The sequence below is a fragment of the Paenibacillus sp. FSL F4-0097 genome, assembly GCF_038593125.1.
GTDB lineage: Bacteria > Bacillota > Bacilli > Paenibacillales > Paenibacillaceae > Paenibacillus_AQ > Paenibacillus_AQ odorifer.
In genome coordinates, this window is record NZ_CP151965.1 from 6,004,616 (window position 1) to 6,029,926 (window position 25,311).

Consider the following 25,311-nt stretch of genomic DNA (forward strand, 5'->3'; position numbering starts at 1 on the left):
CAGTTACTTGAAGTATTAGCATTTTCATTAGCCTTTAGTTGCATTTGATGCAATTAAAATTAAGTTGTGCACGCTTTTCCGCCTTATCCGGTGATTATAGTTGCAGAAAATACATCTAAAAGACTAATCATAACGAGATAAGCGATTTTAATTGTACAAAGTGCAGTTATTAGAAAAGTGCCCAGATCCCCCAAACACCGTCTGAAGTCCAATCTTTTAGATCTTAGCATTACAAAAAATCTCCCTGCATCCTCTGCAGGGAGATAGCATTAACTCAAGGTTTAGTTATTCTTCAGCCAAACCACATTATCTTCATCTTGGCCGTTTACAGGCCACCAATGGAAACCTTCTTTAGCAAGCAGTTCATCTGCTTCCACTGGACCCCAAGAGCCAGCAGGATAAGAAGATAAGTCGCTAGACTCTTCGCTCCATGCTTTTGCAATACGATCCACGAACGACCATGCCGAGGATACCTCATCCCAACGAGTGAAATAAGTTGAATCTCCGCGTGCCGCATCATGTAGCAAGCGCTCATATGCTTCCGGAGAATTGATTCCAACCAGGCAGCTCTGACAGAAGTCCATAGCCAGCGGTTGAATCTCAGACTCGGAACCCGGTTTCTTGGCATTAATCTTTACGTAAATGCCTTCCATTGGGTTCACACGGATTACAAGGAGGTTAGGCTCAAGTTTATGCTTTTGTCCCAAATAAACGTTGGTTGGCATCCCTTTGAACTCAACTACCACTTCCGTCGTCTTCACCGGGAGACGTTTACCTGTACGGATGTAGAAAGGAACTCCAGCCCAGCGGAAGTTATCTACAAATACACGGGCAGCAAAATACGTCTCTGTATTCGACTCAGGGTCAACCTTATCTTCCTGACGGTAAGCAGGAAGGGTTTTGCCTTGGTGTAGGCCTTGAATATATTGAGCTCTTACGACATTCTCACGCACCTCATCAGATGTCGCATAAGGACGAAGGGAACGAAGTACCTTCACTTTCTCATCACGAATATCTTCTGCGAGCAGACGGCTTGGTGGTTCCATAGCAATCATAGTCAGCAGTTGCAGTATATGATTCTGGCCCATGTCCCGTAAGGCTCCCGCATGGTCATAGTAACCACCGCGTTCTTCTACACCTACGGTTTCGCCAAGTGTAATTTGAATATTGGCAATATGTTTATTATTCCAGAGCGGTTCGAAAAAAGCATTAGCAAAACGAATCACTTCGATATTCTGTACCATTTCTTTACCAAGATAGTGGTCAATCCGGTAAATTTCCTCTTCTTTGAAGACCTGACGAATCTGTTCGTTCAGCTGTTCAGCCGACTCCAGATTATAGCCAAAAGGCTTCTCAATTACGAGGCGATTCCAACCCGTACTATCCAGCATCCCGCCAGCTTTAAGATTGAAGGAGACACTGCCGAACAATTCAGGCGCCAGCGCAAGATAGAACATCCGATTGCCCGGAATACTGAATTTCTCTTCAAGAACTTCAGTTTGTGCTCTTAACTCGCGGAAACCATCAATATTGTTAATGTCCAGAGATTTGTATTCGAAATGCTGTACAAACTCATTCCATTCACTTTCTTCTCCCGCTTTGTAACGGCAGAATTCAAGGATGGATTCCTTCACATCACTTCTAAATTCTTCCTGAGTACGCGGGCGCCGCGCCACGCCAATTACCGCAAAATCTTGTGCCAGCTTACCTTCACGGTACAAGCTGTAAATCGCCGGGAAAAGCTTACGCCGGGCTAAGTCTCCGGTTGCCCCAAAGATAAAAAAGACAGCACCGGGTGTGTGCAGTGCATCAAGGGTTTGATTTTCAGCCATGGCTCCTCATCTTTCTGTATGTAATATAGTTTATTGACATGCTCAGCGTCGATACTAACATAAGGTGAATAACGACGTTATGTCATTTTAGCATATTCCTAAAAAGGATGCTATCACATTCCTGACAAATACTCTCGGGATTTCGCAAATTTCAATTAATATTTCTTATTATTAACTATATCTGCGCTTATATAAGAGAAAAATGTCAATATTCGATGGTTATTAAAGGAAAGCCTATAGTTACGCGGTTTGTCCCCTTCTGATCTTCATGATGCACTGCGATTTGGGCAGAAACTGACTGATTTCCACTCATCACAGAGCGATTCAAATTAGGAATCGAGTACGTACGGCTAACCGTTGAGATATCCTTGTAGCTTTCTCCTCCGGTCACAGCTTCAAACCGGTCATGCATCAATGACTCCGTCTGTGCTAGAACTATTTCAGGTGCTCCCTGTTCTTGCGCGCTTCCTTGAAGGGATACATTCCATTCGGCCTTAATTTTATTCTGTTCAAGAATCATACTTACTTCACGAGCAGCCGCTTGAAAGCCAGCTTCATTTTGCAGATCAGCCGTATCTAACGTTACAATCACATAACTGTTTCCTGCACTAAGCTCACTCCAAAATAAGGAGAGCCGCGATTCATATGGTTTTACAGCTTCTGTACGATAAGTCATATGTCCATCTTCCTCAGTACCTGACGGTACATTCAATCCGAGACTTGTGCTTAACTTAGCAACTTCGGCAGACAGATCCGCGTAATTGCTGCTTTCTCCCTGCCACTTTAACACTAGACGCAGCGGTGAACCAGAAACCGTCGTTTCTTTTCCAAGATCTATTAAACTCCCAAGAGCATGATTTAGTTCGGCTCCTGTTGAAGCTTGGTTAACGCCCTCATCAAGAACGGTTGAATTCGCTTTAACACTTTGCAGATTAACTAGCAGAGCCGCAGCGCAGCACACGATTATCATTATAAAAAAAGTCCCTTTTTTTGTTCCGTTGTTCAGCTTCATCTTCCGCATATGTCATTCTCCCTTCGAACCTCTCTAGCAATCTACTAGACAGTATGTTCGAATTAGGAGATTCTATACCTGAAATATTCCCACAAAGAGAGGGATTTGTTTCAATGCGTACTCAGATACTTTGCGGAGGCCCCAAAACTACTTTCTTATATTATAAAAAAAGACTGAAGCAGAGGCTTCAGTCCTTTGTTGTTATTCAGCTAGTCCATTTTTATATGCATAAATTGCTGCTTGGGTCCGGTCTTCCACGCCCAGCTTCGCGAGAATATTCGTCACATGAAATTTCACAGTTTTGATTCCAATAATTAGTTGATCGGCAATATCCTGATTGGATTTACCTTGCGCCAACAGACGTAATACTTCCATCTCGCGCTCCGTAAGCTCTTTATAAGCAGGTGATTCTCCTTTTGCATTGTTTCGAAAACGGTTCATCATTTTAGAGGCCACCTGTGACTCAAGCACGGACTGTCCTCTTGCCGCAGCGCGGATCGCATCCGCCACTTCACTAGCCCGCGAAGTCTTCAGCAGATAACTAAAGGCGCCCGCTTCAATAACAGGATACATCTTTTCATCGTCCAAATAGCTTGTAAGAACAATAACTTTGATTTCTGGGTACTGCTTCATCAGCTGTTTAGTCGTTTCTATGCCATCCATCCCATCCATTACGAGATCCATTAAGACCACATCGGGATTGTACTCTTGAGCCAGCCGAATGCCTTCTTCTCCACTTCCAGCTTCACCTACGACCTCAATTCCATCCTCGGTACCTAAAACTGCTGCTAGCCCGATCCGTACCATTTCATGATCATCTACGAGTAGTACTTTAATTGCTTCCTCCATCTCCATGGTTACTCTTTCCTCCTATTATTCATTGACTAACGGAACGGTAATTTCAATACGCATCCCTTTACCCGGAGCGGTAATGAACTGAATGGAGCCTCCGATTTCATTAATCCGCTCCTGCATGTTCGACAAACCATAGGAAGCTTGTTTGGTGTCGTCCATCTCAAAGCCGATCCCATCATCACGCAACGTCAAGCGAACTGTATCTCCCCGTCTATGCAGCCGAATTTCCATTTTTTCTGCTTTCGCATGGCGAAGTGTATTAGAAATCGCCTCTTGGACGATACGGAACAAGTGATTCTCTACCCCTTTTAACAGCTGCACATCAGGGTCCATCTCAAATACAATTTCGATCGGTACCTTGACCTTAAGCTCCTTGATCAATTCCTGCAGACCTTGTTCGAGGCCCTTTCCTTCCAAATAAACAGGTCTCAAATGCAGCAGCAATGCCCTCATCTCCGATTGGGCTACGGCAGACATTTCTTCTATAAGCGCAATTTGCCGCTGGGCTTTATCGAAATCCTTCTCCAACGTCCGGCCTACCGCCGTGGCAGTCATGGAGATTGCAAATAGCTGCTGGGAAACAGCGTCGTGTAGTTCACGCGCAAGCCGCTGCCGTTCCTCCATAATAGCAGATACCCGCGCCTGCTCCGCAAGCTTCGCGTTATTCGTGGACAACCGCTGCAGCGTCGTCACTTGATTCTCCCATTTGCCGCTAATCCGGCCAAGCTGTTCTCCGAGCCTTCCCAGCTCATCATCACCTAGATCCGGCATGGACAGCGTCAAATTTCCCTTTTCCCATAATACGAGGGTCTGCCTAAGACGTTCCAACTGCCGCTTCACACGAAAGCTCTGATAAAAGCCATAACCAATCCCAAAGCCCATAGGCAGAAGAATTAGGGTAACGGCTGTCCGCACGCCAAATTTCCAGCTTTCAAAAGGCTTCAAATAGCCATATGTATACATGACATACATTATCACAAGCAGCATGACAAAAGAGAACAGAGCCCCCTCACCCATGCTGCGTGATATCATGTTTTTGTTCTTTTTTTCCATACGGGGACTCTCCCTTCTCTATCAAGCTTATCAGGATAAACGTACATCTAGATCTCCCATTAAATAAGAAACACTAAATTTCACTTTGTATTCACTGCTGTCATAATTGGCTGATTTCCAATTCAGACGGTTTAACATTCCTGTATCCCGCTGGTTGCCGAATTCAATGGACCCAAAGAGCACAAAAGCTTCAATTTCCACGCCGTAATCATCGGACAGGTTAATGTCCATATCGCCAAAAATCCCCTGAAACAGCATGACCGTTTCCTTATGATCCGCCATAGCTAATGAAAGATCCACATCGGCCTCACCCAGTACATGCCAAGAGCTAAGGCTGTGCATCACCCAAGGTGAGCGGTCCCAGTCAAATCTGGATGAAAAGTTCTGCTTCTGCATAAACCCTTCCTTGCGCTGCACTCTTTTGGATTTGGTGAAAAACATCCCAAGTGAGATTAAGCAAATCCCCAGCACGAGCACCAAATGGTCCAGCAAAAGCAATACAGCACCTATCCCGAGCAGTTTATAGCCCTGCTTTACTTTGCCTGATGTCGTACGGTAGACGCCCAGCAGCAGGAACAGAAGCGCGACAATGGAGAAAAAGCCGAGCCATCTACCAAAAATCATCATGCAGCCAACAGCAATCAGTCCGATGGCAATCAAACGGTTTCGTTTATCCATTTCGCACCTCCTAAAAGTTTTGCGAAGCAAAACTCATTTTATATCGGATAGATATCCGTCACTATGAGGAATATTATCACCGTTAAATATTATAGCTAGCCGCTATAAAAGCCATATCGGTATGGAGATCCATACCGTATGGCTTCTTCTTGTCCAGCATATCATATCCGTCCAAGTTTTAGGAACAGGATTTATTGTTCTTTTTTGTTTAGAGAAGGAGCCGCAGGTGTATCATTCAGCTTGTTTTTCAGTAGCGCCAATTGCTCATCCACTTTCAGTTGCTTCTCAACATCAACGGGTTTGCTATAAGCAGCGGATGGGCTGTAAGGTGCACGCATTACATCTGCTTCAGCCTCAAGCTGCATAATTTTCTCTTCCATCCGGTGGAATCCGAGTGATGCACTGCCACTTTCAATGGAATGTACACTGCTGATTTGCGACATTTGTTTTTTGGCTTTAGCCATTTGAGCACGGGATACAAGCTCATTACGTTTGTTGCGCAGCTTGTAGAACTCATCCTTCATGTCATGCAGTTGTTGCACCAATTCCTTAGCGTGTACTTCAGCTTGTGCGTGAAGATCACTGTATTCCACTTGCTTTTGGTCAAAGTAGATTTTTTCTTCCAACAGCTTGCGAGTTACTTCTTCTTGGCCATTTTTCAGTGCCAGTTCAGCTTGTGATCCACGTTGTGCAGACATTTTTGCTGCTTCTTCCACACGTTGCTTCATACGGCGTTCGTTAGCCATTTGTTTAGCAACTGTTACTTCCGCTTCGTGAATCTCAGCCTCCATATCGCGCAGATATTGGTTAAGCATTACAATTGGGTCCTCTACCTTATCCAACAAGTCATTTACCGACGCTTTTGTCATATCTTTAATTCTTTGAAATACTCCCATGATTTACAATTCCCCTTTCTCATATTTAGACAGTTTTTGTTTGAGTTCTTCTACTTCTTTTTGCAAAGCCTTCTTCTCAATATCCTTCATCATCGCATCCAAACCGGAGTCCGGTGCGGAATAAGCGTTGTTCTTCTCAAAATTAGGATTGTAATTTGGCTGGCGTCCATAAGGTCCATATCCGCCAGTAGCTTGTGGTCCGTGTCCATGTTCCGGTCTGCCTGAGTAGGGTCCGCCGTATGGGCCACCCGGTGCCCCAGGCCCTGGTCCAAAAGGATTATAATGCGTCGGTTCCTTAGGAATGACCATTGCTGCAATGAAGTATACCGGAATCACCGCACCACCTGTGAACGGAATGCTGACCAGTAATAGAATCCGGAATAACGTGGAATCAATACCGAGTGTCTCAGATAATCCACCTGCAAGACCCGTCATCACTTTATCTCTAGTTGAACGATACAATCGACTCATAGCGTTACTCCTTTCCACCATTGTTCAGTTTCTCCTTTAGGCGAGCCATTTCTCTTTCGAGTACGGTCGCTACGGTCTCACCCGCTTGCACCGCATATTCCTGTCCCATGCGCCGCAAATCACGCAAGCTCTTTGCTTCTAATTCCCAATCCGACATCTGATCCTCCAGACGACCGAACATTTTGGGAACATCACCACCATTGCCATAAGCACTGGCTCTTTGATTCATGCGTTGCTGCAATCGCAGCGACTCCATTCGTGCCGAATAATACTGACGTTTGCTGTACACCGTTTGATACTCTATTTTCAGCTCATTCAGCTGTGCTTCAAGTTCAAACAAGGATTGCTTGCTCTGTTCTAACAGCCCGCTGTATTGCTCCAGTTTTTCCTCGTGAATGATCTTTTCTTGTAAAGCCAGCTTCGCGAGATGATCCTCGCCTGCTTTCAGTGCCAACAACGCCTGTTCTTCACGTTTGTTTCTCATGGCAGTTGCTTGGTTCACTTGCTGCTGCAATTGCTTCGTGTGGGAAGCATATTGCTGGTACAGCCTTTCAGCTTCACTGATTTCCTCACGGGTTGAATGTAGAAATTGATCAATTAGTTTCACGGGATCTTGGCTTTGCTCCAGACGTTCATTTAGATTAGCTACAGTAATATCCCTCATGCGACGAAAAACACTCATGATCTCCTGCTCCCTCCCTGCTTCTTGTTTAAGTACATTGCTTCTTAATAAGTACCATTATTACTTCTGCCTTTTAATGCTGATACGCCCCAGACGATCAACGCCACTCCTAGAAGTGGTCCAATGATCCAGGAAAGCTTCGCGATCAGGGACATCACACCAATGAACATCAGTACCCAACCGATAATCTTGCGTCCGCTCTTAATCCCGTAGTACCCGAGAACAACCAGCAATACCGGGAAAAGTAATCTGAACATTCCGTGGATCAGAGGAAGCGCAATGCCGAGCAGCATAACCGCACCAATCACAATCAGTACAACCGCTAATCCGTTTCCTTGTCTTCTTTGCATTTTTTCTCACCGCCTTTCGTTGTCCTTAACCTTATAGCCTTATTCTAGGGTAAATCGCAGACTTTCAAAACAGACCAACGACGGTTTTTCGTACTGGACCTTAGTCGAGGTAGCTGTACGACTACAGACCACTGTTGGGCTAGTTGTAGGTCATAACCAACCTTTTCACATATAAAAAGGGGATGCGCCCCCATCGAAAATTGAAAGGACACCACCCTATATAGGTGATGCCCTTTTGAGCTTTCCTTTAGGGTTAACTATGTGGCTCTTTATCAAAAAACCTCGCTCCGTAATCTTTCAATAATAGTATTCTTAGATATGAAGTCCACTTTCAACTGTCTACTAAATAAAAATCTCGCTTTCGAATAAATCCCGAGAATGTATAATGATCAAATAAGAAACAAAGGAGAATTACTATGAACATACTGATCGTTGAGGACGACCGTAGTTTAAATAAAGGGATCGCTCTCACTCTTTCTCAAAACAATGTTGTGATCCATCAAGCCTACGATATTGCCGCGGCGGAGCATATCTTCGCAGTTAACCCTATTGATCTCATCATTCTGGACATCAATCTGCCAGACGGCAGTGGGCTCGATTATTGCGAGCAACTTCGCAAGTCCTCACGCGTACCCATTATTTTCCTCACCGCCAATGATATGGAGTCCGACATTATCACCGGTTTTGCATTGGGGGGCGATGACTATATCACCAAACCATTCAGCCTAATGGTGCTTCGCGCCAGAGTAATGGCAGTACTCAGAAGAACGGAATCGCAAGGGACTGGAAAAATAACATTGGGTCCGTTAGAACTCGATTTTGAGAAACTGGAGTACAGCAAAAACAAACAATCGCTCCAGCTGAGCAAAACTGAGCAAAAGCTGCTGCGGCTGCTGGTGACGAATACGGGCAATATTTTGACCCGAGAACAGCTGATAGACAAGATCTGGAGCAAGGATGCCGAATTTGTGGATGAAAACGCATTGACAGTAGCCATCAAACGGCTGCGTGCTAAACTTGAGGATGACCCGGCAGCGCCTAAATATATCAAGACCATTTACGGACTTGGATACATGTGGACTGAAGGGCAAAAACCATGAAAACCAATAGCCCACCTGCTAATTTCAAGCAAATTCATAGGCTCTTTTTACTGATCATCCTTATACTAGTGGCCTGTTTTATCGGCAGTATAATGTTTCTGTACGGGTTCGACCCCACTCTGCTCCAACTGACTTCTCTATTCATCATCTGTATATTAGCGACAGGAGCCGTATGGGTCTGGTTATGGAACCGTCAGATCACAATCTATATACAGACCTTGGATACAGCGATTGAGCGGGCTATACATGACCAGCCGCCACTCACTAACTATGAAGAAACCGCTCTGTCTTCGATGGAACATAAACTAAAGCGGTATATAGGGATGGCTAAGGCGAATGAACGAAATATTCAAACAGAGAAAAACAAAATAAAAGAGCTGATCTCGGATATCTCCCATCAAACCAAGACCCCCCTCTCTAATATCATGGTATTCAGTCAGTTGCTGGAAGAGATGCCCGGACTAAATGAGAATGTCCGGCACTACATACAGCATATTAAAGCGCAGTCAGATAAGTTGGATTGGCTGATCCAGTCTCTAATCAAATTATCACGTTTGGAAACAGGAATGATCTCCCTACAGCAGATTGAGGCGAAACCGCTCATACAAACTCTGATGCAGGCTTTATCCCAGATTTATGCACAAGCGGAAAACAAACAAATTACGATCAATATTGACTGCGGGACACACATCTTAGCCTGCCACGATGTCAAATGGACAAGTGAAGCGCTATTCAACCTGCTCGAGAATGCTGTGAAGTACACGCCGCATAGCGGACAAATCTCCGTTCTTGCTGAAAGCAATGAGATGTTCACCTGTATTCACCTTACCGATACTGGGCTTGGAATCCCCAGCGAAGAAATCCCTCACATCTTTAAGCGGTTTTACCGAGGGAAGCAAGCGCGTGAATTCGAGGGGGTCGGCATCGGGTTGTTTTTGTCCAGAGAGATTATCACGGCGCAAGGCGGCCATATCAACGTCATTTCTGAAACTGGAAAAGGTACAACTTTCTCTGTTTACCTGCCCCAGCGCTGAAATAGAATGTGTCATTATGGTCAGAATTCAGACACTCTCCTGTCAGATTGATTTGCTACCCTTAAATTATGGACAAACAGATCTCATTGGAGGGGAAGAGTTATGCCGATTCTACAGACTGAAAATTTAAAAAAACACTATGGAAAGGTGGGCTCAAGCGTTAAGGCTTTGGACGGCATATCACTGTCAGTGGAAAAAGGGGAGTTTGTCGCCATTGTCGGCACTAGCGGCAGCGGCAAAAGCACCCTTCTTCATATGCTTGGCGGATTAGATCGGGCAACAGAGGGCAAGGTTTACGTGGACGGGAATGATATTTTTGCGATGAGTGATGAGAAGCTGACCATTTTTCGGCGCAGATCGGTTGGGTTTGTTTTTCAGAACTATAATTTGGTACCCATACTAAATGTGCGGGAGAATATTGTGCTGCCTATTGAACTGGACGGTGGCAAAGTTGACGAAACTTATCTTGATCTGATCATCCGCACTTTAGGCTTGCAGGAAAAGATGAATACTCTACCTTCTAATCTGTCTGGCGGACAGCAGCAACGGGTGGCAATAGCCAGAGCATTGGCGACCAAACCTTCAATCATCTTAGCAGATGAACCTACAGGTAATCTGGACAGCAAAACAAGCCAAGAAGTGCTGATTTTACTTAAACAGATGAGCGAAAAATTCAACCAAACCATTGTGATGATCACACACAATGAACAAATCGCTCAAACTGCTGACCGTATTATCCGTATTGAAGATGGCATCATTTTCACTGGACAACCCCGTAGCTCCGGAGTGAGCCAGCCATGATCAGCACGAATAACCATAAGACTATTGCTACTTTAGCCAAAAAAAGCCTCAAAGCCAACCGTGCTCGCAATTTCACTATCATCTGTGCCATCGTACTGACTACGCTTTTGATCACCACCGTGTTTACCTTGGCGCTCAGTATTAACAAATCGATGCAACGCGCACAAATGCAGACTACTGGCAGCGATTATCATGGAAGCTTCAAATATCTGAATCCTGCCGAGTTGGAGAAGCTGAAGAATCACCCATCCATCAAAGAGTATGGCGTTTTTCTTAAGGTTGGCGATATAAGCACCAGTCTGTTCAAGAATAACCGGGTAGAGGTCCTTCGAATTGACGAGAATTATGCCAAACACGGATTTATCAACTTTATAGCTGGCGGACTGCCCTCCCAAGAGAATGAAATCGTCCTAAATACTTGGGCGCTTGACTTGCTTGGAGCAAAACATGAGTTAGGCCAGACTGTGAAGCTGGATATAGACATTGGTGAAAAAGTCATAAGCCAAGACTTTAAGCTCTCCGGGTATTACGAAACCGATCAAAATTTGGCGATGTCAGGATTAGCTTTTGTATCCGAAGCATTTACACAGAAGAACATTTCCCATATTGACCCGGATATCTCTGAGGCAACGGGTTCTTATGTAAACACCGCAGGTCTAGGGGTGATGTTTAACAATTCTTATAATATTGAACAGAAGGTACAAAAGATTTTGACGGACACCGGCCTGGATGTACCTTATGGTGTCAATCCGGCTTATACAAGTGTGTCTCTCTCCGATAATCTAATGAATATCATTCCTTATGCAGTTGTCATTCTTATCACCATGCTGAGCGGCTATTTACTAATCTACAATATCTTTTTTATTTCCGTCGTGCGGGATGTCAAATTTTATGGCCTGCTAAAGACCATCGGTACCACACCCCGACAACTAAAAAAGATCATCTCCATTCAGGCCCGCTCACTTTATCTAGTCGCATTGCCTTTTGGATTGGGGTTGGGATATCTGCTAGGTCTGCTGATTCTCCCTATGACCTCCTCATTTTTAATCGGTTCTACTGATAATGTCTATTCTGCTAGCCCGTGGATATTTATTGGTGCAGCAGCATTCTCGTTTATGACCGTATGGATCGCCGCAAGCAAACCGGGCCGGATGGCTTCGCGAACCTCGCCGGTAGAGGCTGTAAAATTTGCAGGAGTCAGCAGCGGCGGAAAACGGAACGCCAAAAAATCAAAACATGGCGCAAAACTTCACAACATGGCGTTCTCCAACCTGTTCAGAAGCAAAAAGAAGCTGATCCTGATGCTCTCTTCACTCTCCTTGAGTATCATCTTGTTCAGTACCATTTTCACAGTAATTTCCTCACTGGATGTGAACAAATATCTGGCTTCCTTTATCTCCGGTGATTTTTTGGTTCAGAATGAAGTGTTAGTCAGTATTACAGGGCCTCGAGACGGTGATCCATACAAGCTTTCAGAGGATTTCGCCAACAATCTAAGTAAAATTGACGGTGTAGAAAGTGTTGATAAGGTTTACCACAGATATGTTCCATCTCCTATCGATGATGCTGTCCGGGCTATTTTGGAGCCAATGGCAGCTGCTGATCCACATCCCTATCTTCTCTCCACTTTAGATAAGAGGGGGGTGATCTACAATAATTTATATGGATTAGATCCGGGCTGGTTTGATCTTGTGGACAAGGATATTATTGAAGGGGAGTTTAACAGGCAGAAGTTTGCTTCAGGAAAATATGCGGTCATAGCTGAGGCCATGTTTATAGAAGAAGATAGCTACCGCGCCTATTATCATCCTGGAGATACAGTCACTTTCGAGAAGTCGGGTAAATCTTATGAAGTGATGGCAGTAGTAAAAAATGATGCAGTATATGCTGCCACAACAAAATCTTTCTCTTTGTTAGGGTACAACGTCTTCCTCCCTGCTTCGGAGCTGCAGATGGAAATGCCGCAAGGTACAGATCCAGCCAATATTGTTTCAGCCACACTACATGTCGATCCAGCTAAAATGGATTTAGTAGAACAAGCAGCCAAGGCTCTAACAGATTCGACAAATGAATTATCCTTGAAATCCAGGGAGGATTATAAAGATGAGCTCGGTGGATTCATTCGCATTTTTCAAACCGTGGGGTATGGGCTTAGCCTGGTCATTGCTCTAATCGGGGTGCTGAATTATATCAACACTGTACTCACCGGGGTAGTCTCACGCCGCAATGAATTTGCCATGCTGGAGAGTATTGGCATGACCAAAAAGCAGCTAAAACGTATGCTGATCCTTGAAGGATTATACACCGTTTTGCTAACCGTCCTCATAACCTCAACATTAGGTGTATTGCTGACCTATAACCTTTCCAAAAGCATCACGGAAAATATGGCCTTTATGGTATTTCAGATGAGTTGGCTGCCGTTTATCCTCACCGTTCCTATTTTGTTAATTCTCGCTTACACAGTGACACTGAGAGCCTATAAAACGTTATCCCAAGCATCCATAGTGGAACGGCTGAGAGAAGCCGAGTAATGTAAGACACACCTAAATACTCCTATTACAAAAAGGGCAGCCCGGTAAATATCGCCGGGCTGCCCTTTTTTTATAGATCCATATTCAGCTTATTTAAACGCAGGCAACGCAATATCCGCGTAATTATCCTCAAGGAACTTCTTCACTTCAGGACCGCTGATCCGTTTAGCCAGCTTTTGAATGGCGTCAGAATCCTTGTTGTCTTCACGTGCCACCAAAGTAATTGTGAATTCGGAATCTTCGCCTTCCGTAATCAGCGCATCTTTCTTCGGTGTCAATCCTAGTGGGCTCGCATAAGCCGGAGTCATGGCTACTAAATCGCCATCATCAAGCATACGGGCCAGCATTAGGAGATCGACTTCTTCAAACTTGAATTTTTTTGGATTCTCAGTAATGTCTGCTTGTGTGGCTTGAATGCCTACGCCTTCTTTTAGCTTAATAAGATCAGCTGCAGCGAACATTTGCAATGAACGACCGATGTTAGATGGATCATTAGCCATTACAAGCGTAGCCCCTTCAGGAAGATCAGCTATAGTCTTGTAACGTTTGGAGTATCCGCCATAAATAGCGTCATAGACAGGCTGTACCTCTACCAGATTAGAGCCTTTGCTTTCATTATATTGCTTCATATAAGGAACGTGTTGGAAAAAGTTAGCGTCTACCTCTTTATTAGCTAAAGCCTCATTAGGCTGCACATTGTCAGAGAGAACAACGATCTCCAGATCAATGCCATCTTCCTTAAGGAGCGGCTTCACAATATCCAGAATTTCTGTCATAGGTGGGATCAGTGTAGCGATCTTTAATTTGGTTAACTCATCATTACTACCTTTTGCAGCATTATTCTCGGCTGCTTTATTAGAGCCACAACCCGCTACGACCAATACCATTAATGTAAGCACAAGTATCATTGATTTTTTCATTAGTACTACTAACCCCCAGTTTATATATTGAACTATTTTGTATTAACGCTTATCCAACAGCCTTGCGATAGTCCCCCCGGTGAACTGAACCAATTGGACCAATACAATCATCACAAGAATGGCATAGATCATCACTTCCGTCTCAAAACGCTGATAACCATAACGGATAGCGAAATCACCAACCCCTCCCCCACCAACAACTCCCATCACGGTCGAGAAGGAGATAAAGCTAATTGTAGAAGTAGTAAGTCCAAGGACTAGACCCGAACGAGCTTCCACGTAAAGAAATTTAAAGATCAAGCCCAGCTTCGAGGCTCCCATCGATAATGCTGCTTCAATGACCCCTTTTGGAACCTCCAGCAACGACTGCTCCACTAACCGAGCATAATAGGCAATAGCGATTATAGATAATGGAACCGCTGCTGCAATCGTCCCAATGGCGGTCCCGACCAGGAAACGAGTGACTGGAATTAGCGCAACGACCAGCAGCAGGAACGGAAACGAGCGGATAATATTAACGATACTGTTGAGCACCAGAGACAACGTTGTATTCTCATAAAGCTGCCCTTTTCGGAAAAAAAACAACAAGGTGCCCAGTGGAAGCCCCAGCAGCACTGCCGCTCCAACAGAAATACCAACCATCACAAAGGTTTCACCGATCGAATCCCACATCTGTGCCTGATATTGAAGTACACTATCAAACATGATCTTCCCCCGCTTTACCAAGAATCTGATCGCGGTATGTCCCGGTGCTGGCTGCTGCTGGACGGAATTCACCGTCTTCACGAGAGAATGAATCTACAATGCGCCCTTTTTCCATCACCGATACATGAGTACATATGCTTTTGACAACATCCATCTCATGCGTAACAATCACAACCGTTACTCCAAGACTTGAATTCACATGCTTCAGCACGTTCAAGATATCAGTAGTGGTTCCTGGGTCCAGAGAGGACGTTGGCTCGTCACATAGCAATATTCCCGGACTGTTCACTAGCGCGCGGGCAATCGCAACACGCTGACGTTGTCCTCCGCTGAGCTGTGCCGGATATTGTTTTGCCTTATCTGCCAGTCCAACAAAATCCAGACACTCCTTCACACGTTTCATTCGTTCATGCTTTGGGACATCTGCCAGCTCCAGCGGGATCGAAACATTCCGCTCTACTGTGACGTTATAAACAAGATTAAATTGTTGAAAGATCATTCCAATCTTTTGCCTTGCTTTACGCAGTGCTTTACTAGGCATTTCGGTCAGGTTGTGGCCATCTACAGTAACCGTTCCCTGATCCGGCTGTTCCAGAAGATTCATCAGTCGCAGCAGCGTAGATTTCCCCGCACCACTCTCACCAATGATCCCGTGAATGGATCCCTGCTTTACCTCCAGCGATACCTCATCCACAGCCTGATAGATGCCTTCCTTCAGCTTGAACCCTTTACTTACCCGACTCAGCGACAGTATTAGAAGCTCCCCCTTCCTTTCCCTTATATAATGAACCTCCATCAAGTGAGACATTGTATTACAATTTTCTAAAATCTGTTTTATTAAAAATCTCCTTAAATAATAAGACATTTCTTCTGCTGTGTCATCATTTTTCTTTAAATGATATACCAGGAAGATTGATGAAAATCTAAAAACCCTTTATACCGGGCTCTTTTTACACATTTATTAATAAAATAAAAAAGGGTAGCAAAGATAATCCTGCCCTCTTGAAATCATGATTCTCCTATTGCCCCACCACTAAACGCTCCACTGTTAATATAGCCATATTTGGTTTTTTTAAGTGTATGAAATGCAGTTAAAGCTACATTTGGTTGCTTGGAGTGTGATTAAAGACCTGCTGTTACGCAAAAAAGGATGTCTAAGCCAATAGCTTAAGACATCCCATAATTCATATAGTAATCCCTGAATCCCTGATCTATCGAGTCCCATACTCGCTAAATCTTTTATGCCTTTTCGCCAAGCTCTCTGCGAATCTTCAAGAACACTTGGTAGCTGCGTTCCGCACATTCCGAAATCGCAATCGGATGAAATCCGGGCAGATCCGCATATAACGTATCGTGAAGCGGTTCAATCCATGAAGCCGGCAACTTACTTGCTCCAAGCTTCGCTCCCATAATTGAGCCCACAGTTGCCCCGTTACAGTCTGTATCCATTCCACCGTATACGGAAGTGACGACTGTTTTTTCAAAATCATTCCCGCCATAAACAAGCGACGCGGCTACAAGAGCAGCATTATTATTTGTATGGACCGCATCATAGTGGCTAAAAGTATCCCAAATGTTACGAACCAAGTCCCGCTCGCTTTTGGCCTTCTGCGCAATATCTATCCCCCGCAAAACATCACTGGCAAGACGACTGGTACGCGGAATCTCACTAAGGCCAATCTCTAGGATCCGTTCATTATCCTTCTCTGCAAAAGCTGCCGATATCATCGCCGCATTAAACATCTCACCGTAGATGCCATTTTTCACATGTGAAAATGAAGCATCACGCCAGCCTAATTCTGCCGCAAGCTCAGGATAACCTGCTGCACCATAAGCCAGTCCATCTGCGCGTATAGCGGCACCAATCCACTCGCGGTAAGGGTTTAAGTGCATCCGCACTCTTTCCTGCCGCACCAGCCAATCCGCAGGCTTCTCGCCATGCAGATGAGAGGTCTCCTGCGCAAAATTCATATATGACTGTGTCTCCGCCGTGCACACCTGACTATATGTTAAATGTGTATGCCACAGCTTTCCGATATCCCAAGAATCCCAGTTCAGACCTTTCTGTTCCAGCAGCATAAGACCCAGGACAGTGTAACGAATATCGTCATCGCTTTCCATATACTTGATCGTCTCGCGGGTACTGGCATGTGTCCATTCGCTTAAGCCAAGACCATATTCAGCCTCTGCCCGTGAATGCCCAGGCGTATAGCCAGTAATTGGCCAGGCGTCCGCACCCTGAAACCATAGCTCAATATTCTCCCAGCCCGGACGGCCATCTTTCCCATAGAGATAGTCCCAATACTCCAGCGGTTTCCCGAGTGCGCAGCCGACACTTCTACCGAGCCAGGCTCCATAGAACTTATCTCTCCATTCCGCTTCGCTCCAGTCCGCCTCAAGCTTACGTGGGCCTTCTGGACGTAGTTGACGAATCTCCTCCAGAGAGGATGGCTCTTGATACGGAAAATCCTCACTGATCGTAAGCTCCATTAGCTCATTGTATACCTGCATCAGCTTGAGCTCATCGGCACCAGCAGCCGCTAGCTTATCCGCGAACCCATCAATCTCGCAACCTTCTTCTCCACGCTGAGCAATTTCAAACTGCACGGTCTCTTGAAGTCTCTCCCATCCTGCCATAGGCTACTTCCCTTCAGCCGCTAGCAGCAGCTCTTGATCAAGCTTTTCCAGTGAATCAAAGATCAGCCTCATAAATGCTTCCCGGTCAACTCCCACCAATACTTGCACATTCGCTGGACGATCCGTCTTCTTCCGTCTGTCTGCAACTGTCATTCCCCGCGTCAGCTTGCCTTCTGTCTCCACCGTTACATATAGATGCTCAAATTCAAATAGTTCCGGATGCAGCAGCCAGGCAACAGCACATGGATCATGCAGCGCACTGCCGACATAGCCCATTTTTTTACCGTAAATCGAATAGAAATCCAGCAATTCTCCGACCATTGTAGACACTGGTCCCCGCTCTTTCAATGCTAGGATCTCATCTTCAAAAATAGCAGCCTTATCGGTCACATCCAGACCACTCATTGTGATCGGAATCCCCGACTCAAACACAATACGGGCTGCTTCAGGATCTACATAGATATTAAACTCCGCAGTAGAGGTGACATTCCCATAAGAGATACCTCCGCCCATCAGTGAGATTTTTTCAATTCTGTCTTTAATCTCTGGATAAGCCGTGATTAGCAGTGCGATATTTGTTAAAGGAGCCATCGGCACGAGCGTAATCTTCTCCTCTGAAGAACGGATGATATTCAGCATAAACTCCACAGCACCCTGCTCTACAGGGCGGAATTTACTTGGGGGCAAAAGCGGCCCATCCATGCCCGATTCACCATGCGCTTCCTCACCTGTAACAAGCTTGCCGAACAGTGGGCCAGCAGCCCCTTTAGCTACAGGAATGTCAGCATTCACGAAGCTGATCACCTTCAGGGCGTTTTCCGTGATTTTATCTAAAATTTGGTTTCCACCAACCGTTGTAATCCCGCGCAGATCTAACTTCTCCGAATTTGCTATGGCAAGCAGTATCGCTATTGCGTCATCATGCCCTGGATCGCAGTCAATAATAATAGGTGTTGGCATAGTTACTCACTCCTTGTCTGTGTATCAATCATTTCAATCGCTATTTAACTAGCGGGCTTTTAAGTTTTTTATTCTTTTTTCGTGTCTCAGATACTGCGTAGATCACAAGTCCAATTACTGTGGCTACATAAGGAAGAGTAGCGATTAGCTCCGCAGGAATCTTCAACACCTGTAGAGCATTCGACAATGCATCTGCAGTACCAAATAATAAAGAGGTCAGCGCCGTGCCTACGGTCGTACTTCTTCCCATCGACTCAGCGGCAATGGCAATCCAGCCTCGGCCAGCGATCATATCGCGGGTAAACAGTGACAAATACCCCATCGACATATAAGCACCGCCTAAACCGGCAAAAAATCCGCTAAGCAGCAAAGCCATATACTGTATTTTCACAACACTTACACCCACGGATTGAGCCGCATGTGGATTTTCGCCCACTGAACGAATGCGCAGTCCAAGCGGTGTACGATTTAATAGATAGTAGACAACAAACACAGCCAATATAGAAACATACGTCAGAATGTGATGCCCCGATAAAATAGGTCCAAGCACCGGGATATCCTTCAACAAAGGAATCTGGACACTAGGCAAAACTTTACTCGCCAGAGAAGTGGAAGAACCCTTGTCGCCACTAAGCAGATAGAGGATAAACACAGTTCCTCCCGAAGCGAACATATTAATGGCCACACCCCCGAGAATGATATGTGTTTTGAATTTCAGGGTGAAAAAAGCTAATATTCCAGCGATCAATGTTCCAGACAGCACCGCCCCAAGCAGACCTACCCACGCGCTATGCGTATAGCTGCTTATGATGACACCCGCTAAAGCGGCAACAAGCATGATGCCCTCCATCCCAATGTTAATGATCCCTGCACGGTTGGAGATGAGTGCGCCGAGCGCGGCGAACAGAATCGGAGTCGTCACGCGAAGGACAGAGAACGCAAAGTCAGTTGTAAAAATTACATCAAACAAACTATTCACGCTTCCTTCGCCTCCTTCAAGAGCATCCGATTTTTCCAGAACTTCAGAAATTGCTCAGCCGAAATCAGAAGAATGATAATTGCCTGTATAATTGAGATCATCTCTGAAGGTACATCAGACAGACGCGCCATCATGTCAGCCCCAATTCGAATGTACGCTAGGAACAATGCAGAGCCGATTACGGACAGCGGATTATTTTTGGCTAACATCGCTACAAGGGCACCATCCAAACCATAACCAGGCAGTGACGTCCATTGGAAACGGTTATACATCCCCAGCACTTCTACGGAACCCCCCATACCTGCGATAAAACCTGCAATCAAGTGAACGAGAATAATAACCTTGGCTGTCTTCATACCGGAATAACGGGCAAAGTCCCGGTTGATGCCTGTCATGCGCAGCTCATATCCCCATTTCGTTTTGTATAGGAATAGATGAGCTGCAATAATAAGCACGATAACGATAATAAGACCGGTATGAATACGGGTGCCGGAGACCATTTTACTCAGCAGTGCCGTTTTCTCGAATTTGTAGGATACATTGGCAAAAGCTTTAGCATCACGTAGATGATAGTTCAGTAGGTATAACCCTACTCCGAACAAAATATTATTGAACATTAAGGATGTAACCAACTCATTAGCATTCCATTTTGCCTTCAGAATACCAGGTATTGCCGAGAGCAAGGCTCCTACAATTGAACCTGCAGCAATAGCTACCATCGGATGCAGCCAGCCGTCCAACGTTAAATGAATAGCCAATACGGAAGTTACAACACCGGAGAAATAAAAAATCCCCTCAGCTCCCAGGTTGAACATATTGGCTCGAAACAACAAGGATACTGCCAACCCAGTGAACATGAGCGGAATCGCCATCTCAATCACATTACCAATATGACCTTTACTGGATAACGGCTCTAATAGGAATATACCAATCGTCTTCACAGGCTGATTACTGACCAAAGAGATGATCAGAAAGGCAATAGCGAGTGCAATAACGATTACCGCCGATGTTCGAATGTACTCAAAATATTTAACTTTAAACATGATTTACGGCCCTCCCGATGTGCTCCTCGTCCTGTCGATGAATCCCCAGCATATAAAGACCTAATTCTTCCTCACTAACCTTAGATGGCTCCTCGAAAAAGGCAACAATCTTACCCTCGTACATTACTAACAGACTATCGCTGATCTCCAAGATCTCATTCAAATCTGCCGACACTAGCAAAATCGCGCAATCGTCTGAACGTAATTCCAACAACTTTTGATGTATGAACTGGGCTGCGCCTATATCCACACCCCGTGTCGGCTGTTCTGCAATAAGCAGCTGCGGTTCAGTCGAACACTCTCTAGCTACGACTACCTTCTGCATGTTACCACCTGACAACATTCCTATGGGCTGAGAAGGTCCTGAACAGCGGACTTTAAATTCCTCTACAAGGGATACTGCTAGCTTGGCAATTCGTGAGCCATTCAAAAAAAGACCTTTATTCATTGCTTTTGTACGATACTGAGTAGATAGCAGATTATCAGCTATACTTGCCTCACTAGCGATCCCTTGCCGCATCCGATCCTCCGGTATATAGGAAACGCCTAGCTTACGAATATCCAAAATATCCGATTCACGGATATCCTTTCCCTTCACTAGTACAGAGCCCTGACTTGAGACACCTTTCAAGCTACCTGTAAGAGCTTCAATGAGCTGTGTCTGCCCGTTGCCTTCTACACCAGCAATCCCAACGATCTGCCCACCACGTACCGCAAAATTGATATCCGACAATAATGCTTTGCCATCTGCATCATTCACACTGAGTCCCTGCACCGTTAGTACTGGCTCACTAACAGCCAGAATCTCTTTGTCATATTTCAGCACGACGTCTCTGCCGACCATTAGTCGCGAGATTTCCTGTTCTGTCACATCCTGTGTTTGAAAAACACCTTCACTACGGCCGCTGCGCATAATCGTAATTCTGTCGCAAATCGCTTTGACTTCCTTTAATTTGTGCGAAATAAAAACTATCGTATGACCCTGTTCCCTTAATTGCTTAAGCTCGCGGAACAATTCCTCTGTTTCCTGTGGAGTCAACACCGCAGTCGGCTCATCAAGCACCAGAATTTTCGCACCACGCAGCAGCGCCTTAAGAATCTCAACCTTTTGCTTCATCCCAACTGTAAGATCCTCTACTTTTGCTTTAGGATCCACGGCCAGATTGTATTTCCTTGCGGTCTCTTCCGTCATGCGCACAGCCTCGGCATAATTAATGCCAACTCCTCTGCGCGGCTCCATACCCAGCACCATATTCTCTGCCACCGTAAAAGAAGGTACCAACATGAAATGCTGATGGACCATGCCGATGCCTCTATCAATGGCGTCCTGAGCGGATTGCAGCTTTACTTTTTCACCCTTGATATAGATCTCGCCTTCACTTGGCTCTTCCATGCCGAACATAATCTTCATTAAAGTCGATTTACCAGCACCGTTCTCACCTGCAATCGCATGTATTTCTCCCTCACGTAAAGAAAAATGCACGTCTTTATTTGCAACGACGCCATTGGGATATACCTTGGTAATTCCCCGCATTTCCAGCAGAGCTTTGTACATAGGTCTCAACGCCTTTCAACTTGGAGGTCTGCAAAAATATACAGCTGGAATTCCCCTGACTAGAAGAATCTCCAACTGTAGGTTTAACTCTATAGAGCTGATCTTAAGATTTAAAGCTTAAGGCTTAACTGCGTTACGAATAGCTTCTACCTCTGCGGTTTCCATCCCCATCGCATTATCCACTTTAATTTCTTTATTGATCAGCTTTTGCTTCACTTCTTCAACCTTGGCCTGAAGATCAGCCGGGAATACATTTTTATAAATATCATTCTCAGCAATACCTACACCATCATCTACAAAGCTCAACACATCACGTTTGCCCATTTCTAGCGTTCCCTCTTGCAATCTCTTCACTGCACCTAGAATAGCCGTATCAATCTTTTTAATAGATGAAGTAACGATTAGATTTGCTTTTTCACTATCCGTATCGTTAATCAACATTGCCTGATCGGAGTCTACACCGATTGCATATTTTTTCTTTTCTTTAGCTGCGTCAAAGATCCCAAGACCTGTACCCCCAGCCACGTTAAAAATAACATCCACGCCGGAGTTATATTGAATTAGAGACAGCTCCTTACCTTTTGCCGGGTTAACAAAATCACCAGCGTACGACACAGCCACTTTTACATCAGGATCAACATACTGAGCACCTTGAATGTAACCGACCAAGAAAGCATTAATCCCCGGAATATCCATACCGCCCACAAACCCAATCACATTCTCAGGGGTAGCATTCGGCATATCCGATTGTGTAGCTAATGCTGCTACGGCACCTGCCAAGAAAGATACTTCATTTGTCGCATAAGACATGTTGTACATGTTATCTGGTGCTTCATCGATGTCGGTATCATAATTAATGAATTTTTTGTCTGGATACAATTCTGCCGTTGCATTAAACATCTCAGTAATTTCAGAACCGCCAGAAATAATTACATCCCAATCCTCGGAAGCGATATCGTTAAATGTTGGCTCCCATTTCGTTTTATCAACGCCCATTTCAACAACCTTTGTTACTGCACCTAGTTCATCCTTAACCTTTTGCAAGCCGTTATTAGCGGAATCAAAAAATGATTTATCCCCAAGTGTCCCCGGAATCAGCAATACAACCTTGAGTTTATCCCCTGAACCTGTTTCTCCACCCTCAGCAGCGTTTGATCCAGTATTCGCAGAAGAACCGTTATTGGACGTGTTATTCCCACATGCTGTGACCAGAACCATCACCATTAATAACAACAAAGAAAGAACTTTTTTATTCATTACTCTATTCCACCCCTAATTTTAGTTGGTTAGTAATCCGGCAGAATCCCCATCTTCACCCATTGTATAATTCACGGTTCAAATGGAAATTCTCTTTTTTCCAAATAAAGTATCATTAAAAGTAATAAATTTAACGTTTAGGCTCAAAAATAGCAATAAAAATACCATTATTATTAATAATCCGCTTTATTTCCGAACGAGATGGCCAGTCAGGTTGCGAACTTTCGGATTTATTGATACGATCATAACAAATATTATTAAAAATAATTATATGATTTCGGTCATAGTTTTGTACGATTCGGCTAAAACATAAGTATTGGAGGATCATCATGGATCGTGTTCTATATATTGTAAGTGCCACACATGAGCTAAATACTTATATCCCTCCACACCAGCATGAATGCTACGAACTGGTCTATTATTTACAGGGGGTAGGGACAACCAATGTTGGCCCACGAAGTTACCATTTTCGCTCCTCTTCTTTCGCGCTTGTGCCACCCAATCATAAACATGACGAGCACCACCGTGAGGATGCAAATGTATTATTTGTAGGCTTCCACTCGGAACACCCTAATATGAGTAATCTGCTCGGCGTATATGAAGATGATAAAGATCAGACCGTTCTTCAAATCCTGCTGCGAATGAAAGCAGAGTTTACACGCAAGCAAGACGGATTCTCTGAGCTTCTAAACCTACAAATGAGCGAGATTACCGTCCATCTTATGAGGCTTCTTAGTGCCTCTGGATATCAATCCCCATCAGAAGATCGAGTACAATATGTCCTTAATTATATGAATGAGCATTATCGCCATAAATTGTCCGTCGAAACACTATCAGAAATGTCCGGATATAGCTACGATCGTTTTCGCCATCTATTTAAAGAACGTTTCGGGTCTTCACCCCTGCGGTATTTGCTGTTAAAACGCCTGGATTATGCAAAATCTCTATTACGTCATACTCAGATGCAAATCTCTGAAGTATCTGCTGCTGCAGGTTTTGTGAACGATGCCCAATTCTGCAATATGTTTAAACGAGAAATAGGTCATACCCCGCGAGCATTCCGCATTAATAATCAATCAGGTTAATCACTAATCAGATTAAAAAAAGCCGTTGAAATAGAGAAACTCCTCTATTCAACGGCTTAATCCTGTAAAACTAAGAACATAAAGAAAAAAGGTTAGTAAGATTGCTTATAAAAGCATTCTTACTAACCTTTTTAAGATACCGGCGAGAGGACTCGAACCTCCACGGTTTCCCACTCGATTTTGAGTCGAGCGCGTCTGCCATTCCGCCACGCCGGCACATATGAACTAAATGGAGGCGCCACCCAGATTTGAACTGGGGATAAAGCTTTTGCAGAGCTTTGCCTTACCACTTGGCTATGGCGCCATGTAAATTTTGGAGCGGACGACGGGAATCGAACCCGCGACCCTCGCCTTGGCAAGGCGATGCTCTACCGCTGAGCCACGTCCGCATAAAATGGCTGGGGATATAGGATTCGAACCTATGAGTGACGGAGTCAAAGTCCGTTGCCTTACCGCTTGGCTAATCCCCAATAACATTTTAAAGTAAAATGGGGCGACTGATGGGTCTCGAACCCACGAATGCCGGAACCACAATCCGGTGCGTTAACCCCTTCGCCACAGTCGCCATATTAAGTTGATATTGTTGCCATTATTCATTTTAAAGAAAATGGGGCGGCCGATGGGTCTCGAACCCACGAATGCCGGAACCACAATCCGGTGCGTTAACCCCTTCGCCACGGCCGCCATATTAAACTTTAGAAAGAACTTGGCAGGGGCAGCAGGAATTGAACCCACACCAACGGTTTTGGAGACCGTTGTTCTACCTTTAAACTATGCCCCTAAAAACTGGTGGAGGATGATGGATTCGAACCACCGAACACTTACGTGAGCAGATTTACAGTCTGATGCGTTTGGCCACTTCGCTAATCCTCCAA

23 protein-coding genes and 8 tRNA genes are annotated in these 25,311 nt (G+C 44.8%); 5 read left to right on the plus strand and 26 right to left on the minus strand.

Going from position 1 to position 25,311, the window contains the following annotated elements:
• Nucleotides 1-281 precede the first annotated feature (281 nt).
• From zwf to MHH86_RS26930, 9 genes are all read right to left on the minus strand, one after another.
• Nucleotides 282-1,832 carry a glucose-6-phosphate dehydrogenase gene (gene zwf / locus MHH86_RS26890; RefSeq protein WP_036685526.1) on the minus strand — a complete coding sequence of 517 codons (1,551 nt, stop codon included), beginning with the start codon at nucleotides 1,830-1,832 and terminating at the stop codon, nucleotides 282-284.
• 205 nt (nucleotides 1,833-2,037) lie between these two features.
• A complete protein-coding gene (locus MHH86_RS26895; RefSeq protein ID WP_076144593.1) occupies nucleotides 2,038-2,853 on the minus strand; it encodes a YwmB family TATA-box binding protein in 816 nt (271 codons plus the stop codon).
• Between the two features lie 192 nt (nucleotides 2,854-3,045).
• The gene (locus MHH86_RS26900; protein WP_036685532.1) at nucleotides 3,046-3,699 is read right to left on the minus strand and encodes a response regulator transcription factor; all 654 of its coding nucleotides are present in this window, start codon (nucleotides 3,697-3,699) and stop codon (nucleotides 3,046-3,048) included.
• An 18-nt stretch (nucleotides 3,700-3,717) separates the two neighbouring features.
• Nucleotides 3,718-4,752: a sensor histidine kinase gene (locus MHH86_RS26905; protein ID WP_038573283.1), complete on the minus strand. Its 1,035-nt coding sequence runs from the start codon at nucleotides 4,750-4,752 to the stop codon at nucleotides 3,718-3,720.
• A gap of 30 nt (nucleotides 4,753-4,782) precedes the next feature.
• The gene (gene liaF, locus MHH86_RS26910; protein ID WP_036685537.1) at nucleotides 4,783-5,430 is read right to left on the minus strand and encodes a cell wall-active antibiotics response protein LiaF; all 648 of its coding nucleotides are present in this window, start codon (nucleotides 5,428-5,430) and stop codon (nucleotides 4,783-4,785) included.
• 191 nt (nucleotides 5,431-5,621) lie between these two features.
• Nucleotides 5,622-6,326, minus strand: a complete 705-nt coding sequence (locus MHH86_RS26915; protein WP_036685540.1) for a PspA/IM30 family protein — start codon at nucleotides 6,324-6,326, stop codon at nucleotides 5,622-5,624.
• A gap of 3 nt (nucleotides 6,327-6,329) precedes the next feature.
• Complete coding sequence (locus tag MHH86_RS26920) at nucleotides 6,330-6,797, minus strand: PspC domain-containing protein (protein ID WP_036685653.1); 468 nt, start codon at nucleotides 6,795-6,797, stop codon at nucleotides 6,330-6,332.
• Nucleotides 6,798-6,801: 4 nt separating this feature from the next.
• A complete protein-coding gene (locus MHH86_RS26925) occupies nucleotides 6,802-7,479 on the minus strand; it encodes a PspA/IM30 family protein (RefSeq protein WP_036685541.1) in 678 nt (225 codons plus the stop codon).
• A gap of 44 nt (nucleotides 7,480-7,523) precedes the next feature.
• On the minus strand, nucleotides 7,524-7,829 hold the full coding sequence (locus MHH86_RS26930; protein WP_036685544.1) for a hypothetical protein: 306 nt from the start codon (nucleotides 7,827-7,829) through the stop codon (nucleotides 7,524-7,526).
• A 416-nt stretch (nucleotides 7,830-8,245) separates the two neighbouring features.
• Here MHH86_RS26930 and MHH86_RS26935 point away from each other — a divergent pair, with 416 nt between their 5' ends.
• From MHH86_RS26935 to MHH86_RS26950, 4 genes are all read left to right on the plus strand, one after another.
• Nucleotides 8,246-8,929, plus strand: coding sequence for a response regulator transcription factor (locus MHH86_RS26935; protein WP_036685547.1), 684 nt, complete (start codon nucleotides 8,246-8,248; stop codon nucleotides 8,927-8,929).
• Nucleotides 8,926-9,963, plus strand: coding sequence for a HAMP domain-containing sensor histidine kinase (locus tag MHH86_RS26940; protein WP_051491395.1), 1,038 nt, complete (start codon nucleotides 8,926-8,928; stop codon nucleotides 9,961-9,963). The genes MHH86_RS26935 and MHH86_RS26940 overlap by 4 nt, the downstream gene beginning before the upstream one ends.
• 102 nt (nucleotides 9,964-10,065) lie before the next feature.
• Complete coding sequence (locus MHH86_RS26945; RefSeq protein WP_036685550.1) at nucleotides 10,066-10,764, plus strand: ABC transporter ATP-binding protein; 699 nt, start codon at nucleotides 10,066-10,068, stop codon at nucleotides 10,762-10,764.
• On the plus strand, nucleotides 10,761-13,295 hold the full coding sequence (locus MHH86_RS26950; RefSeq protein WP_036685553.1) for an FtsX-like permease family protein: 2,535 nt from the start codon (nucleotides 10,761-10,763) through the stop codon (nucleotides 13,293-13,295). The genes MHH86_RS26945 and MHH86_RS26950 overlap by 4 nt, the downstream gene beginning before the upstream one ends.
• A gap of 89 nt (nucleotides 13,296-13,384) precedes the next feature.
• On the opposite strand, the gene MHH86_RS26955 is transcribed toward MHH86_RS26950, so the two are convergent.
• From MHH86_RS26955 to MHH86_RS26995, 9 genes are all read right to left on the minus strand, one after another.
• On the minus strand, nucleotides 13,385-14,215 hold the full coding sequence (locus MHH86_RS26955; protein ID WP_036685556.1) for a MetQ/NlpA family ABC transporter substrate-binding protein: 831 nt from the start codon (nucleotides 14,213-14,215) through the stop codon (nucleotides 13,385-13,387).
• Between the two features lie 42 nt (nucleotides 14,216-14,257).
• On the minus strand, nucleotides 14,258-14,920 hold the full coding sequence (locus MHH86_RS26960) for a methionine ABC transporter permease (protein ID WP_036685560.1): 663 nt from the start codon (nucleotides 14,918-14,920) through the stop codon (nucleotides 14,258-14,260).
• Nucleotides 14,913-15,674, minus strand: a complete 762-nt coding sequence (locus MHH86_RS26965) for an ATP-binding cassette domain-containing protein (protein ID WP_081383537.1) — start codon at nucleotides 15,672-15,674, stop codon at nucleotides 14,913-14,915. The genes MHH86_RS26960 and MHH86_RS26965 overlap by 8 nt, the downstream gene beginning before the upstream one ends.
• Before the next feature lie 485 nt (nucleotides 15,675-16,159).
• Nucleotides 16,160-17,557 carry an ADP-ribosylglycohydrolase family protein gene (locus MHH86_RS26970; protein WP_036685562.1) on the minus strand — a complete coding sequence of 466 codons (1,398 nt, stop codon included), beginning with the start codon at nucleotides 17,555-17,557 and terminating at the stop codon, nucleotides 16,160-16,162.
• A 3-nt stretch (nucleotides 17,558-17,560) separates the two neighbouring features.
• Nucleotides 17,561-18,517 (minus strand): nucleoside hydrolase, encoded by a 957-nt coding sequence (locus MHH86_RS26975; protein ID WP_036685565.1) that lies wholly within the window; start codon nucleotides 18,515-18,517, stop codon nucleotides 17,561-17,563.
• 40 nt (nucleotides 18,518-18,557) lie between these two features.
• Nucleotides 18,558-19,496, minus strand: coding sequence for an ABC transporter permease (locus MHH86_RS26980; protein ID WP_036685567.1), 939 nt, complete (start codon nucleotides 19,494-19,496; stop codon nucleotides 18,558-18,560).
• Nucleotides 19,493-20,539: an ABC transporter permease gene (locus MHH86_RS26985; RefSeq protein WP_036685569.1), complete on the minus strand. Its 1,047-nt coding sequence runs from the start codon at nucleotides 20,537-20,539 to the stop codon at nucleotides 19,493-19,495. The genes MHH86_RS26980 and MHH86_RS26985 overlap by 4 nt, the downstream gene beginning before the upstream one ends.
• Nucleotides 20,532-22,094 carry an ABC transporter ATP-binding protein gene (locus MHH86_RS26990; RefSeq protein ID WP_076144595.1) on the minus strand — a complete coding sequence of 521 codons (1,563 nt, stop codon included), beginning with the start codon at nucleotides 22,092-22,094 and terminating at the stop codon, nucleotides 20,532-20,534. Before MHH86_RS26990 ends, MHH86_RS26985 begins: the two co-directional genes overlap by 8 nt.
• Before the next feature lie 117 nt (nucleotides 22,095-22,211).
• Nucleotides 22,212-23,351, minus strand: coding sequence for a BMP family ABC transporter substrate-binding protein (locus MHH86_RS26995; RefSeq protein WP_036685574.1), 1,140 nt, complete (start codon nucleotides 23,349-23,351; stop codon nucleotides 22,212-22,214).
• A gap of 329 nt (nucleotides 23,352-23,680) precedes the next feature.
• Here MHH86_RS26995 and MHH86_RS27000 point away from each other — a divergent pair, with 329 nt between their 5' ends.
• Nucleotides 23,681-24,436, plus strand: a complete 756-nt coding sequence (locus tag MHH86_RS27000) for an AraC family transcriptional regulator (protein WP_038573295.1) — start codon at nucleotides 23,681-23,683, stop codon at nucleotides 24,434-24,436.
• 137 nt (nucleotides 24,437-24,573) lie between these two features.
• On the opposite strand, the gene MHH86_RS27005 is transcribed toward MHH86_RS27000, so the two are convergent.
• From MHH86_RS27005 to MHH86_RS27040, 8 genes are all read right to left on the minus strand, one after another.
• A tRNA-Leu gene (locus MHH86_RS27005) sits at nucleotides 24,574-24,652 on the minus strand.
• 14 nt (nucleotides 24,653-24,666) lie between these two features.
• A tRNA-Cys gene (locus MHH86_RS27010) sits at nucleotides 24,667-24,740 on the minus strand.
• A gap of 10 nt (nucleotides 24,741-24,750) precedes the next feature.
• Nucleotides 24,751-24,825 (minus strand) — tRNA-Gly (locus MHH86_RS27015).
• 6 nt (nucleotides 24,826-24,831) lie between these two features.
• Nucleotides 24,832-24,906, minus strand: a tRNA-Gln gene (locus tag MHH86_RS27020).
• Nucleotides 24,907-24,925: 19 nt separating this feature from the next.
• Nucleotides 24,926-25,001, minus strand: a tRNA-His gene (locus tag MHH86_RS27025).
• A gap of 43 nt (nucleotides 25,002-25,044) precedes the next feature.
• Nucleotides 25,045-25,120 (minus strand) — tRNA-His (locus MHH86_RS27030).
• 23 nt (nucleotides 25,121-25,143) lie between these two features.
• Nucleotides 25,144-25,217, minus strand: a tRNA-Trp gene (locus MHH86_RS27035).
• Between the two features lie 6 nt (nucleotides 25,218-25,223).
• Nucleotides 25,224-25,309 (minus strand) — tRNA-Tyr (locus tag MHH86_RS27040).
• Between the last annotated feature and the right edge of the window lie 2 nt (nucleotides 25,310-25,311).